This window comes from Nocardioides sp. (assembly GCF_035481145.1).
In the GTDB taxonomy this organism is placed as follows: domain Bacteria; phylum Actinomycetota; class Actinomycetes; order Propionibacteriales; family Nocardioidaceae; genus Nocardioides.
The window spans coordinates 44,791-58,526 of sequence record NZ_DATIHB010000024.1; the positions used below are offsets into that span (position 1 = coordinate 44,791).

Below are 13,736 nucleotides of genomic sequence, written 5' to 3' on the forward strand. Positions count from 1 at the left end.
GCGGTGGTGGCCGGCTTCGAGGAGATGTGGGGCGACCTCGCCCCCATCGGCCGCAGCCCGCGCAGCGGCGGCTACTTCCGCCAGCCCTGGCAGAGCGCCGAGCTCGAGCTGCGGGCCTGGTTCCGCGAAGCGGCCACTGCCCGCGGGCTCCTCGTCGAGGAGGACCCGTTCGGCAACCTGGTCGCGTGGTGGGGCTCGCCCGAGGCCAGCGGCAAGGTGCTGACCGGCTCCCACCTCGACTCCGTCCTCGACGGCGGCGCGTACGACGGACCGCTCGGCGTGGTCTCCTCCTTCGCGGCGGTTGACCTCATGCGGGAGCGCGGCGTGACTCCGTCGCGCGCGCTCGGCGTCGCGGCGTTCGTGGAAGAGGAGGGCTCCCGCTTCGGGCGGGCCTGCCTCGGCTCCCGGCTCGCGGTGGGCACCACGGCGTGGTCCGACGCGCGGGAGCTGACCGACCGTGAGGGGGTGCGGCTCGGCGACGTGCTCGAGGGCCCCGCCGACGGCTCCCGCTCGGCGCTGCTCGACGGGGTCGACACCTACGTCGAGCTCCACGTCGAGCAGGGCCGTGCGCTCATCGACCGCGACGCAGCGGTCGGGGTGTGCGACACCATCTGGCCCCACGGCCGCTACCGCTTCGACCTCGCCGGCCGTGCCGACCACGCGGGCAGCACCCGGATGGAGGACCGCGCCGACCCGATGCTCACCTACGCCGCCACCGCCCTCGCTGCCGCCACGCACGCCCGCGAGAGCGGCCAGCGGGCCACCTTCGGCCGGCTCGACGTCAGGCCCAACGGCACCAACGCGGTGCCCTCGCAGGTCACCGCGTGGCTGGACGCCCGTGCGGAGTCGGACAGCGCGCTCGCCGACCTGGTCGAGGCGATCCGCGCCTCCGCAACGGGGCGGGCACAGGAGGACGGCACCTCCGTCGCGGTGACGCCCGAGTCGGTCAGCGGTGAGGTCCGCTTCGACGTCCCGCTCCGCGACCGACTCGCCGCGCGGCTCGGCGGCGTACCGGTCCTCCCGACGCAGGCCGGCCACGATGCCGGGATCCTGCAGGAGGCCGGCATCGCCACCGCGATGCTCTTCGTGCGCAACCCCTCCGGCGTCTCCCACTCCCCCTTCGAGAGTGCCGAGGTCGCCGACTGCCTCGCCGGTGTCGAGGCGCTGGCCGACTCGCTGACGGAGCTCGTGGGATGACCACCTACCTCCTCGAGCGCGCACTGCTCCCCGACGGCGTCGCCGACGACGTCGTGGTCGAGATCGAGGGCGGCCGCTTCACCCGCGTCACCGCCTTGAGTGCGCTGCCCCGTGGCGAAAGCATCAACGGGAGCACTCAACTCGCGGGGTTGACCCTGCCCGGTCTCGCCAACACGCACAGCCACGCCTTCCACCGCGCCCTGCGGGGGCGCACCCAGACCGGACGGGGCACGTTCTGGACCTGGCGCGAGCAGATGTACGCCGTCGCCGAGCGGCTCGACCCCGACACCTACTACGCGCTCGCGCGGGCGACGTACGCCGAGATGGTGGCGGCCGGCTACACCTCCGTGGGCGAGTTCCACTACCTCCACCACCAGCCCGACGGCACGCCGTACGCGGACCCGAACGCGATGGGCCACGCGCTGCTCGCCGCAGCGCGTGACACCGGCATCCGGATCACCCTTCTCGACACCCTCTACCTCTCCAGTGGCTTCGGAGCGGCCCCCGAGGGGGTCCAGCGTCGCTTCACCGACGGCACCGCCGAGGCGTGGCAGGCACGCGTCGCCGACCTGCGCGGCGACGACCACGCGGTCATCGGCGTCGCCGCCCACTCCGTGCGGGCGGTCCCTGCCGTCGCCCTCTCCGCCCTCCGCCCCCACGCCGAGGCAGGATGCCCGGTCCACGTCCACCTCTCCGAGCAGGTGAAGGAGAACGACGACTGCCTAGCGGCGTACGGCGTGACCCCGACGCGCCTCCTCGCCGACCACGGCCTGCTCGGGCCGACCACCAGTGCCGTGCACGCGACGCACCTGACCAGCGACGACATCCGGCTCCTTGGCGAGAGCCGGACCTGCGCGAGCTTCTGCCCGACCACCGAGCGCGACCTCGGCGACGGCATCGGCCCGAGCCGTGCGCTCCTCGAGGCCGGTGCGCCACTGACGCTCGGCTCCGACAGCCATGCGGTCATCGACGCCTTCGAGGAGATGCGGGCGCTGGAGATGGACGAGCGGCTCGCGCAGCAGGCGCGCGGCCACTGGAGCGCACGGGAGCTCCTCGACGCGGCGGGTGCCGTGGGCCAACGGAGCCTCGGTTTCGCCGACGCGGGTGCGATCGCCGTCGGCCAGCGCGCCGACCTGGTCACGCTCGACACCACTTCGGCGCGCACCGCCGGGACCGGCGCCGACGCCCACACCGCCGTCTTCGCCGCCTCCTCCGCCGACGTCCGCCACGTGGTGGCCGACGGCCGGGTCGTCTTCGAGGGCGACCACGGCGCGGTCGGGCGCGCACTGGCCGCCGCGACCGAAAGGATCTGGTCATGAGCCTCCTCCTCACCAACATCGGCGAGCTGGTCACCAACGACCCGGCCGCCGGCGACCTCCTCGGCCTGCGCCACAACGCCGCGCTGGTCATCGAGGGCGACCGCGTCACCTGGGTCGGCGACGCCGCGGAGGCACCTGCTGCCGATGAGGTGGTCGACGTCGAGGGCCGCGCGGTGCTCCCCGGCTTCGTCGACAGCCACAGCCACCTCGTCTTCGCCGGCGACCGGTCCGCCGAGTTCGCGGCGCGCATGGCGGGAGAGCCCTATGCAGCGGGCGGCATCCGGACGACGGTGCGGGCGACGCGCGACGCGAGCGATGAGCAGCTCCGCGCGCACGTCGGCCGCCTGGCCGACGAGATGCGGCGCCAGGGGGCCACGACCCTCGAGGTCAAGAGCGGCTACGGCCTCTCCGTCGCCGACGAGGCACGGAGCCTGGCGGTGGCGCGCGAGTTCACCGACGAGACCACGTTCCTCGGCGCGCACGTCGTCCCGGCCGAGTACGCCGAGGACCCGGCGGGCTACGTCGACCTGGTGACCGGTCCGATGCTCGCTGCGGCCGCCCCGCACGCGCGGTGGATCGACGTCTTCTGCGAGAAGGGTGCCTTCGACGCCGACCAGGCGCGGACGATCCTCGCCGCCGGCGAGGCCGCCGGCCTGCGCGGGCGCCTCCATGCCAACCAGCTGACCTACGGCCCCGGTGTCCAGCTCGCCTGCGAGCTCGGCCTCGTCGCCGTCGACCACTGCACCTACCTCAGCGACGCCGACGTCCACGCCCTGCGCGAGGCCGGCACCGTGGCGACCCTGCTGCCCGGCGTCGAGTTCTCGACCCGCCATCCGTACGTGGACGCGCGCCGTCTCCTCGACGCCGGCGTCTCCGTCGCGCTCGCGTCCGACTGCAACCCGGGCTCCTGCTTCACCAGCTCGCTCCCGTTCTGCATCGCGATCGCGGTCCGCGACATGGGGATGACCCCAGCCGAGGCCGTGCGTGCTGCGACGGCGGGAGGTGCCGCCGCCCTCGACCGCAGCGACGTCGGCCGCCTGGTCGTGGGCGGCCGTGCCGACCTGATGGTGCTCGACGCGCCGAGCCACGTGCACCTGGCCTACCGGCCCGGCGTACCCCTGGTCCGCGACGTCTGGGCCGGCGGACAGCTCACGGTTCGGTGATCACGGGTCGGTGATCACCGGGATCGTGCCGGTCGGTAGGTCCGGCAGCACGGTGTCGAAGTAGTCGCGGGCCGCCTCCGACGTGCTCACGTCGCGGCCGGCCCGCTCGGAGAGCAGCCAGCGGTGCTCGAGCACCTCGTGGAAGACCTCCGCCTCGTCGCGCTTGCCGCGCAGCTCGGCCGGGATCTCCGACACCACCGGGTCGAAGCACTCGACGAGCCAGCGGGTCGCCGCGGCGGCCTCGGTGAGGTTCCTCCCGGTGGACTGCTCCAGCCAGGCCCGGAAGCTCGCGATGTCGGAGAGCAGGCGCCGCGCCTGCCGGTCCTGGACGTCGAGTCCGGTGCGGCTCCGGAGCAGTCGCTGCCACCGGCCCGGGTCGGCGACGCGCGTGCGGAGCCGGATCTTGGAGCCGTCCTCGGCGGGCAGCAGCTCCACCTCGTCGACGTCGAAGCCGAGCTCCTCGATCCGCCGCATCCGCTCCCCGATCAGGTAGCGCTGCTCGTCCCGGGAGATCACCTCGTCGCGGGTCAGTTCGCACCAGAGCGCGCGGTAGCGCTCCATCACGCTGTCCGCGGTCTCGACCGGGTCGATCCCCGGGTCGAGGAGACCACCGGCCTCCAGGTCGAGCAGCTCACCCCCGATCCGCTCGTACGCCGCGTCGAGGTCGAGCTGGCGCTGGCCGTCGCTGAGCCCCGGGTGGTGCTCCATCGTCTCGGCGTCGACGAGGTACGCCTCGAGGTCACCGGCGTCGAGCTTGAAGAGGGTGTTGGAGAGCGAGCAGTCGCCCCAGAGGTAGCCGCCGAGGTGGAGCCGCACCAGCAGCTCGACCATCCCGCCGATCAGGGCGTCGAACTGTGGTCCCGCCTGGATCGTGCTGAGCAGCCGCCGGTAGGTCGCCGAGTAGGCCAGGAAGCGGGTCACCACGATCGCGTCCTGCCCCTCCCGCTCGAGGCAGGCGCCGACCACCTCGACCGCGGGGATGGAGTCGTGGGCGAGCGCGCGGAGGAGCTGGTACTCCCGGAGCACCAGGTCGTCGGGGAGCTCCTTCAGCACGAAGACACCCACCGGGGTGTCGACGAACTTCACGACGTGGCGGTGGATGCCGGCCGTCGGCACCTCGACGAGCGCCTCCACGTCCCACTGCGCGAGCGGGGTCTCCCATGGCAGGTCGAGCAGCTCGGCGGCCCCGTCGGCGGGTGGGTTGAAGACGAACCGCACGGCGCGACCTCCTCAGACCGTCAGCTCGGCGCGGCGCGGCGGGTCGGCACCCGGCCGGGAGACGGTGACCGCCGCGCAGGCGGCGGCGAACCCGAGCAGGCGCGCGAGCTCCTCGCCGGCGAGCGCCCGCAGGTCGGCCTCCCGGTCGCGGCCCAGCAGCCCCGCATCGGAGAGCCCGGCGAGCAGCCCGGCCATGAACGAGTCACCGGCACCGATCGTGTCCGCGACCGCCGTCGCGGGGGCGATGACCTCGACCGCGCCGGCTGCGGTGACGGCGTACGCGCCCTCGCCGCCACGGGTCACCACGACGAGCGCAGGACCGAGCGCCAGCCAGCGCCGGGCGACCTCCTGCAGGGAGAGGCCGGGGTGGAGCCAGGCGATGTCCTCGTCGCTCGCCTTCACCACGTCCGCGAGGCCGACCAGGGACTCGATCCGGTCGCGGGCGGAGTCGCGCTCGCCCATCAGCTGGGGGCGGACGTTGGGGTCGTAGGAGATCGTCGCCCTCTCCCGGGCGGAACGGACGATCTCCACGACCGCGCTCCCACCGGGCTCGAGCACGGCACCGATCGAGCCGGTGTGCACCAGCCCGGCCGGGGCCACGGGGCCCTGCTCTACCGACCAGTCGATGGCGAAGTCGTACGACGCCGCCCCGTCCGCGCCGATCGTCGCGACGGCCGTCGAGGTGCGCCCGTCCCGGATCGAGCCCGGGACGAGCGGCACGTCGTTGGCCGCGAGGTGGGCGGTGACCAGGTCGGCGTACGCGTCGGAGCCGAGGTGGGTCTGCAGCTCCACGGGTACGCCGAGGCGGCTGAGCCCGACCGCGACGTTGAGCGGGCTGCCGCCCACGCGTGCGTCGTCGGGCTGGCCGGGCCGCCGGATCAGGTCGATGAGCGCCTCGCCGATGACGAGGACAGGCTCAGTCGGAGAGGCGGGCACCGCTCTCCTTGTCGAACACGTGGACGTTGGCCGGGTCGGTGGTGACGTGGATGACGTCACCCTTCGCGGTGGAGTCGCGGCCGGAGACGCGGACGATCAGGTCGTGGGGCGTGCCCTCGGCCTCGGACGTGCCGTAGACGAACGCGTCCGCGCCGAGCTCCTCGATCACGTTGACCGTGACGGGAATGCCCTCACCGGCACCGACCCGGCGCCAGTTCTCGGGACGCACGCCGACGACGACCTCACCGGCGTTCGCCGTCACAGCAGCCGCGACGGGCAGGACGTGACCGCCGACCTTGACCCCGCCGTCCGCGGCGGTGCCGGTCATGAGGTTCATCTGCGGGGAGCCGATGAACCCGGCCACGAAGAGATTCGCCGGCTTGTCGTAGAGCGCCAGCGGCGTGTCGACCTGCTGGATGAGTCCGTCCTTCATCACCGCGACCCGGTCGCCCATCGTCATCGCCTCGACCTGGTCGTGCGTGACGTAGACCGTGGTGACCCCGAGCTCGCGCTGGAGCTTGGCGATGTCGGTGCGGGTCTGCACCCGCATCTTGGCGTCGAGGTTCGACAGCGGCTCGTCCATGCAGAAGACCTGCGGCTTGCGCACGATCGCCCGCCCCATCGCCACACGCTGGCGCTGGCCACCCGAGAGCGCCTTCGGCTTGCGGTCGAGGTACTCCGTCAGCGACAGCATCTCCGCGGCCTCACGGACCCGGCGGTCGCGCTCCTCCTTGGGCACCTTCGCCATCTTCAGCGCGAAGCCCATGTTGTCGGCCACGGTCATGTGCGGGTAGAGCGCGTAGGACTGGAAGACCATCGCGATGTCGCGGTCCTTCGGCGCCATCGTGGTGACGTCGCGGTCACCGATGTGGATCGTGCCCGCGTTCACCTCCTCCAGCCCGGCGAGCATCCGCAGGGTGGTGGACTTGCCACACCCCGACGGGCCCACCAGGACCATGAACTCACCGTCCTCGATGTCGAGGTCGATGCCCGGAACGGCGGGCTTGTCGGTGCCGGGGTACCACCGCTGGGTCCCTGTGAAGGTCACTCGTGCCATGAGGGTTTCTCCTTTGTGTTGCGGGTCAGCCCTTGACGCCGCCGGCGGTCAGACCGTCGACGATGCGCCTCTGGAAGGCGAGGACCATGAGGATGAGGGGGATGGTGACGATCGTGCCGGCGGCCATGATCGCCGTGTAGGGCTCCACGTGCGGCTGACTGCCGGTGAAGTTCGCGATCGCCACCGTGACCGGCTCGGTCTTCTTGTTGCTCAGCTGGCTCGCGATCAGGAACTCGTTCCACGAGGCGATGAAGGCCAGGATCGCGGTCGTCACGACACCCGGAGCAGCCAGCGGCAGCATGATCTTGGTGAACGCCTGACGCTTGGTGGCACCGTCGATGCGGGCCGCCTCCTCCAGCTCCCAGGGCATCTCGCGGAAGAACGCCGTGAGGGTGTAGATGGTCAGCGGGAGCACGAAGGAGATGTTCGGGATGATCATCGCCTGGTAGCTGCCGAACCACCCGATGTTGGTGAAGAGCTGGAAGAGCGGAGTGACCAGCGCGACGCCGGGGAACATCGAGGCCGCGAGGATGAACCCGAGGATCAGGTTCTTGCCCCGGAAGTGGAGGCGGGCCATGGCGTAGGCGCAGAAGACGCCGACGATCAGGCCGACCACTGTGGTGACCACGCCGATGAAGACGCTGTTGAGGAGCGACCGGCCGAAGTGGTTGTCGTTGCTCGTGTCGAACGCGTTGCGGAAGTTGTCGAGCGTGACGTGGGTCGGCCACGGGGTCGTGTCGAAGGTGAACTGCAGGTCGCGCAGCGAGGTGACGACCATCCAGTAGAAGGGCGCCAGGCCCCACACCACGATCAGGGCGACTCCGAGGTAGGTGCGCACGGAGCGCCAGCGGCTGGTGGTGGTCATCGCTTGGCCTTCCCCTCGGCTCCTGTGGCGCTCGCACCGAGCACCTTGATGAAGACGAACGCGACTCCGAAGATGAAGAGGAACGTGAGCGTCGACAAGGCGGCTGCGCCGTTGAATCCTTCGCGCACCTGATCGATCACCAGGATCGACAGGGTCGTGGTGTCGTTGCCGTCACCGGCTCCACCACCGGTCATGATCTCCGGCAAGTCGTACATCCGGAGGACGTCGAGGGTGCGGAAGAGGAGCGCCACGACGACGGCCGGCTTGACCAGCGGCACCGTGATCGACCAGAACCGCTGCCACGCGGAGGCGCCGTCGACCTTGGCAGCCTCGTAGACGTCATCGGAGATCAGCTGCAGGCCGGCGAGGATGAGCAGCGCCATGAACGGCGTGGTCTTCCAGACGTCGGAGACGATGATCGCGCTCCGCGCTGCCCACTTGTCGCCGAACCAGACGATGTCGGTGTTGAAGAGCTGGTTGGCGATGCCGTTGTAGCTGAAGATGAAGTACCAGAGCTTGGCGGTGACCGCTGTGGGGATCGCCCACGGGATCAGCACGGCGGCGCGGACCAGCCCACGCCCGCGGAACTTGCCGTTCATGATGACCGCGAACCAGAAGCCCAGGACGAGCTCGATCGAGACGGTCACGACGGTGAAGAAGACCGTGATCCACACGACCTCCCAGAAGCTCGCGCCGAGGCTGCCCGGCGGGCAGGCAACATCACCACAGCGCTCGAGGAGCCAGTGCGTGTAGTTGTCGAAGCCGGCGAAGCCGCCCTCGACGAAGAAGCCGTTCTCGTCGACGCGCTCGTCGGCCTGGAACGACATCCAGACCGCCCGGAGGACCGGGTAGCCGATGACGACGGCCAGGACGACCAGCGTCGGGGCGACCAGGAGAACGGCCGTGCGCTGCGGCCTGGGCGCGCTCCCTCCCCCGGCCCGGCGGCGCGGGTTGCGCCGCCGGGCGAGGAAGGAGCCGCCGGACCCGTTGGGTGCCCCGTCCGGGGCGACCTGAGGTGCGGTGCTCATGACGGATTCCTTGTGTGGCCCCGGCTCACTTGCCGGAAGCCGCCTCGATCGCGGCGGCCATGTCAGCCACGGCCTCCTCGGCGGTCTTGTCACCCTTCAGCGCGGCGTACGCGTTGTCCTGGATCGCCTTGGTCACGGCCGGGTAGAAGGGCGTGATCGGGCGCGGGACGGCGTTCTCGATGGAGGTGAGGAGCGTCGGGAGGTAGGGGTACTTCTTGACCAGCGCGGCGTCCTCGTAGACGTCGGCCCGGATCGGAGCCAGGGAGCCCTTGTCGAGGTACTCGTGCTGGATCTCCTCCGACGCGAGGAAGTTCACGAAGTCGATCGCGGTCGCCTTGTGGTCGGAGTAGGCGCTGATCGCCGTGTTGTGACCGCCGAGCGTCGAGGCACCCACGCCGTCGAGGCCCGGGAGCGGGGCGACGTCGAACTTGCCCTTCACCTTGGAGCTGGCCTCCTTGGCGGCGAGACCGTGGACGTAGGGCCAGTTGCGCAGGAAGAGCAGCTTGCCCGACTGGAAGGCCTCGCGGCCCTCCTCCTCGGTGTAGGTGATCGCGGGCTTGGGGATGTCACCGCTCTTGAAGCCGTCGACCAGGACCTGCAGGCCCTCGGCGGCCTCCGGGCTGTCGACGGTCGGCGTCTTGCCGTCCTCGTCGACGATCGAGCCGCCGGCGCCGTTGATCGCCTCGGAGGCGTTCACGGTGAGGCCCTCGTACTTGTTGAACTGGCCGGCGTAGCAGTCGATGCCCGCCTTGTCGGCGACGTCGCACATGTCGAAGAGCTCGGCCCAGGTCTTCGGCGGGGTCTTCACGAGGTCGGTGCGGTAGTAGAGCATGCCGCCGTCGCTGGTCGTCGGCGAGGCGTACTGGACGCCGTTGTACTGACCGCCCTGCACTGCGGACTCGAGCAGGCCCTCGGTCTCCACCGCGAGCTCGTCCTCGAGCGGCTGGAGGTAGCCCTTGGCCGCGAACTCGGCAGTCCAGACGAGGTCGACGGAGACGACGTCGTAGTCGGGGTTCTTCGCGTCGAGGTTGCGGACCAGGTCGTCGTGCTGCTGGTCGGCCTCGTCGGTCTGCTCCTTGAGCGTGACCTTCTCCTCGGGGTGGAGCTGGTTCCACTTGGCGATGATGCCCTTGGTGGCGTTGTCGTTGACCTTGCCCTGGACGTAGGTGATCGGGCCCCGGTCGTCGAGGTGCTGCTTGAAGGCGTCGTTGCTGCCAGCTGCCCCGCCGCCGTCACCCCCACATGCGGCGAGGAGCGGGAGAGCGAGCGCTCCGACGGCGAGTGCTGAGGTGGTGATTCGGATCTTCTGCATGGTGACTTCCTTCTGTGCGGCTTCTGTGCGGCTGGGGAGCGGCTTCGGAGCGGGGGTCAGGAACGACGGAGCCAGACGGCGCCGTTGGCAGGGAGGTACCCCGAGGGGGCATCCGCGACCGAGGCGAGCAGGACCTCGCCGGTGGGCAGCTCGACCGGGTCGGACCCGGTGTTGAGCCAGACCTCGACGTCGCCGTGCCGGAACGCGACGGCCGTCTCGGACGTGTGCACCCACGCGAAGCCGCTGGCTCCGACGAAGTGGGCCCGACGGAGGCGGAGCGCCCGGCGGTAGAGGTTGAGGACGGAGTCCGGGTCGGACTCCTGGTCGGCGGCGCTGAACTGCGCCCAGCCGGTGGGCTGGGGAAGCCAGGGCTCACCGGTGGCGCCGGCGGGGCTGAAGCCGGCGGCGGCGCCGTCGCCACCCCACGGCAGCGGGACGCGGCAGCCGTCGCGGCCCGGGTCGCCGTTCGTGTTCTGGAACCACGTCGGGTCCTGACGGGCGTCGTCGGGCAGTTCCTCGACCTCGGGGAGGCCGAGCTCCTCGCCCTGGTAGAGGTAGACCGTGCCGGGCAACCCGAGGATGAACATCGCTGCGGCGCGCGCCCGGCGCTGACCGAGCGCGACGTCGGCAGGCTCCGACGGCCACCGCAGCCGGTCCCACGTCGACTCGACCATGTGCTCCGGCTGGGAGCGGGCGTAGCGGGTGACGTGGCGCGGGACGTCGTGGTTGGAGAGCACCCACGTGCTCGTCCCACCCGCGGCGGCCGTCGCGGCCAGCGCGTCGTCGACGACCTCCTTCATGTAGTCGGCGCGGAACGGCGCCCGCAGGAAGTCGAACTGGAACGCCGTGTGCAGCTCGTCGTGGCGGAGATACGCCGCGAGGCGCTCGTTGTCGCGGACCCAGGCCTCGGCGACGAAGACACGATCCGGCGCGTAGGCGTTGGCGACCTCGCGCCAGCCGCGGTAGATCTCGTGGACGCCCTCGTTGTCCCACGCCGGGTGCGGCGTGTTGTGCGGGACAGCCGGGTCGTGCTCGCCCGCGTCGGGCAGCCCCTCCTGCTTGACCAGGCCGTGGGCGACATCGATGCGGAAGCCGTCGACGCCACGGTCGAACCAGAAGCGCAGGATCTCCTCGAACTCCTGGCGCACCTCGGGGTTCTCCCAGTCGAGATCGGGCTGCGCGGGGGCGAAGAGGTGGAGGTACCACTCCCCCGGATTGCCGTCGGCGTCCGGGACGCGGGTCCAGGCGAGGCCACCGAAGATGCTCTCCCAGTTGTTGGGCGGGAGCTCGCCGTGCTCGCCTCGCCCCGGCCGGAAGACGTAGCGGGCCCGGGCCGCCTCGTCGCCGGCCAGCGCGGCCTGGAACCACGCATGCTGGTCGGAGGTGTGGTTGGGGACGATGTCGAGGATCACCCGGATGCCGGCTGCGTGCGCCTCGGCGATCAGCTGGTCGGCCTCCTCGAGCGTGCCGTAGTCGGGCTCGATGTCGCGGTAGTCGGCCACGTCGTAGCCGGCGTCGGCCTGCGGCGAGGGGTACCAGGGGTTGATCCAGATGGCGTCGACGCCGAGCTCGGCGAGGTAGGGCAGACGGGCGCGGAGGCCGGCGAGGTCACCGATGCCGTCGCCCGAGCCGTCGGCGAAGGAGCGGATGTAGACCTGGTAGACGACCGCGTCGGTCCACCAGGGGCGCCCGGAGTCCGAGCCCGAGTCGGAGTCCGCCGAGGCCGGGAACGTGGTGAGTGTGTCGGCCACTGCGGTGTCGTGGTGCAGCAAGGGGATCGCCCTTCTGTGGGTGTCGGGTGACCGTGAGTGCGATCACGTAAACGTTTGCGTTAATATCGTGGCGACAGTCACACCCGGCTGTCAACACCCCCGTCCGATCCCGCTGCCGAAGTCGGGGCCGACAGCGACAGGAGGGCTTACCCTGAGCCGCGTGGTGAGTCGCAACGAGATCAACATGGCCGACGTGGCGCAGCGCGCTGGTGTCTCCGTCGCCACGGTCTCGCGCGCCCTGCGTGGCCTGCCGGGCGTCGGCGAGGCGACCCGCACCCGCATCCTCGAGATCGCCGAGGAGCTCGCCTACGTCATCTCCCCCGAGGCCTCGCGGCTCTCCGGTGGCCCGACGCGGCGCGTCGGGGTCGTCGTACCCGCGACGGAGAAGTGGTTCTACGGCGAAATGCTCGCCGCCATCGAACGCCGGCTCCGCGCCGCCGACCTCGACGTGCTTCTCTACCAGGTCAGCGACGTCGCGGTCCGCAGCCGGTTCTTCCGCGAGCTGCCCACGCGCCGCAAGGTCGACGCCGTCGTGCTGATCGCGCTCCCCCTGCCCCAGCAGGAGGTCGACCGCCTCGACCACCTGGGTGTCGAGGTGGTCGTGGCCGGTGGTCGGATCCGCGACTTCCCGCACGTCGAGGTCGACGACCGCGCGATCGCACGCACGGCCGTCGAGCACCTCGTCGGCCTGGGCCACTCACGCATCGCCATGGTGCGGGCGACCATCTACGGCGACGAGCACTGGGCGCCCGACACTCTGCGCCTCGAGGGCTACCTGGCCGGCCTCACGGAGGCAGGTCTCCCCCATCGCGAGGAGTACGTCGTCTCCGTGCCGTTCACACCCACCGACGGCGCCGCGGCGGCGGAGCAGCTCCGCAGCCTGCCCGAGCCGCCGACCGCCATCCTCTGCTTCTCCGACGAGGTCGCCTTCGGCGCGATGCAGGGGCTGCGCGCCCTGGGCCTGCGCGTGCCCGAGGACGTTTCCGTCGTCGGCATCGACGACCACCCGCTGGCCGAGGTCATGGGGCTCACGACGGTCAGGCAGGACGTCGCCGCGCAGGGCGAGCTGGCGGCAGAGATGGCGCTGCTCAGGCTCGACCACCGGCGGGTCGAGGACGTCGTGCTCTCCCACGAGCTCGTCGTACGCTCCTCCACCGCTCCGCCGCCCGAGCGGGCCGACGCATGACCGCGGGACTCGTCTACGGCTGCATGCAGCTCGGCCGCTGGGACGGGCAGTCCCTCGGCGCGGGTGAGTTCGCCCGAGCCGAGGCAGCGGTCACTGCCGCGATCGACACCGGGATCGACACCTTCGACCACGCCGACATCTACGGGCACGGCAGTGCCGAGACGGTCTTCGGCGAGCTGCTACGCCGCTCCCCCGGCCTGCGTTCGCAGATCCAGGTGCAGTCCAAGTGCGGCATCCGACTCCCCGACGGCGACCGTCCCGGCCTCTACGACCTCCGCCCGGCCAGCATCCGAGAGGGGGTCCACCAGAGTCTCGAACGGCTGCAGACCGACTACCTCGACACCCTGCTGCTGCACCGGCCCGACCCGCTGGCCGACCCTGCCGAGGTCGCCGCGGCGCTCGACGGGCTCTACGAGGAGGGGCTGGTCCTCGCTGTGGGCGTCTCCAACATGAGCGCCGCGCAGATCGAGGCGCTGCAGCGCCACACCGAGCTGCCGATCACCGTCAACCAGCTGGAGATGAGCCTGCTGGCTCGCGACTGGCTCGAGGGCGGCGTGCTGGTCAACACCCCGTCGTACGCCGGCATCGGCTTCCCGCACGGCACCGTCGAGCACTGCCGCACACGGGGCATCACCTTGCAGGCATGGGGCTCACTGGCCGGGGGCCGCTTCACCGGCATGCCC

The 13,736-nt window shown here is 71.3% G+C and carries 12 protein-coding genes; 5 read left to right on the forward strand and 7 right to left on the reverse strand.

The window, feature by feature from the left end:
- The first annotated feature begins 6 nt into the window (after window positions 1–6).
- The 3 genes from VLF38_RS02260 to hutI are packed head-to-tail and all read left to right on the forward strand — an operon-like array spanning window position 7 to window position 3,679.
- Window positions 7–1,197, forward strand: a complete 1,191-nt coding sequence (locus tag VLF38_RS02260) for an allantoate amidohydrolase (RefSeq protein ID WP_325269666.1) — start codon at window positions 7–9, stop codon at window positions 1,195–1,197.
- Entirely contained in the window at window positions 1,194–2,516 is a 1,323-nt protein-coding gene (locus tag VLF38_RS02265) for a formimidoylglutamate deiminase (protein WP_325269667.1), read from the forward strand. The genes VLF38_RS02260 and VLF38_RS02265 overlap by 4 nt, the downstream gene beginning before the upstream one ends.
- Window positions 2,513–3,679: an imidazolonepropionase gene (gene hutI, locus VLF38_RS02270; protein WP_325269668.1), complete on the forward strand. Its 1,167-nt coding sequence runs from the start codon at window positions 2,513–2,515 to the stop codon at window positions 3,677–3,679. Before VLF38_RS02265 ends, hutI begins: the two co-directional genes overlap by 4 nt.
- Here hutI and VLF38_RS02275 read toward each other — a convergent pair whose 3' ends face one another.
- The 7 genes from VLF38_RS02275 to VLF38_RS02305 are packed head-to-tail and all read right to left on the reverse strand — an operon-like array spanning window position 3,680 to window position 11,846.
- On the reverse strand, window positions 3,680–4,897 hold the full coding sequence (locus tag VLF38_RS02275; RefSeq protein WP_325269669.1) for a DUF4032 domain-containing protein: 1,218 nt from the start codon (window positions 4,895–4,897) through the stop codon (window positions 3,680–3,682). It lies immediately after the preceding gene.
- 12 nt (window positions 4,898–4,909) lie between these two features.
- Window positions 4,910–5,833, reverse strand: coding sequence for a carbohydrate kinase (locus VLF38_RS02280; RefSeq protein WP_325269670.1), 924 nt, complete (start codon window positions 5,831–5,833; stop codon window positions 4,910–4,912).
- Entirely contained in the window at window positions 5,814–6,890 is a 1,077-nt protein-coding gene (locus VLF38_RS02285) for a sn-glycerol-3-phosphate ABC transporter ATP-binding protein UgpC (protein ID WP_325269671.1), read from the reverse strand. Before VLF38_RS02285 ends, VLF38_RS02280 begins: the two co-directional genes overlap by 20 nt.
- A 25-nt stretch (window positions 6,891–6,915) precedes the next feature.
- On the reverse strand, window positions 6,916–7,755 hold the full coding sequence (locus VLF38_RS02290; protein WP_325269672.1) for a carbohydrate ABC transporter permease: 840 nt from the start codon (window positions 7,753–7,755) through the stop codon (window positions 6,916–6,918).
- Window positions 7,752–8,783: a sugar ABC transporter permease gene (locus VLF38_RS02295; protein WP_325269673.1), complete on the reverse strand. Its 1,032-nt coding sequence runs from the start codon at window positions 8,781–8,783 to the stop codon at window positions 7,752–7,754. Before VLF38_RS02295 ends, VLF38_RS02290 begins: the two co-directional genes overlap by 4 nt.
- Before the next feature lie 25 nt (window positions 8,784–8,808).
- The gene (locus VLF38_RS02300; RefSeq protein ID WP_325269674.1) at window positions 8,809–10,095 is read right to left on the reverse strand and encodes an ABC transporter substrate-binding protein; all 1,287 of its coding nucleotides are present in this window, start codon (window positions 10,093–10,095) and stop codon (window positions 8,809–8,811) included.
- A gap of 56 nt (window positions 10,096–10,151) precedes the next feature.
- Window positions 10,152–11,846 carry a glycoside hydrolase family 13 protein gene (locus tag VLF38_RS02305; RefSeq protein WP_325269675.1) on the reverse strand — a complete coding sequence of 565 codons (1,695 nt, stop codon included), beginning with the start codon at window positions 11,844–11,846 and terminating at the stop codon, window positions 10,152–10,154.
- A 181-nt stretch (window positions 11,847–12,027) separates the two neighbouring features.
- Between VLF38_RS02305 and VLF38_RS02310 the strand changes: the two genes are divergently transcribed.
- On the forward strand, window positions 12,028–13,053 hold the full coding sequence (locus VLF38_RS02310; protein WP_325269676.1) for a LacI family DNA-binding transcriptional regulator: 1,026 nt from the start codon (window positions 12,028–12,030) through the stop codon (window positions 13,051–13,053).
- Window positions 13,050–13,736, forward strand: a 687-nt coding sequence (locus VLF38_RS02315) for an aldo/keto reductase (RefSeq protein ID WP_325269677.1), incomplete at its 3' end; no start/stop codon positions are given. The genes VLF38_RS02310 and VLF38_RS02315, both read left to right, overlap by 4 nt.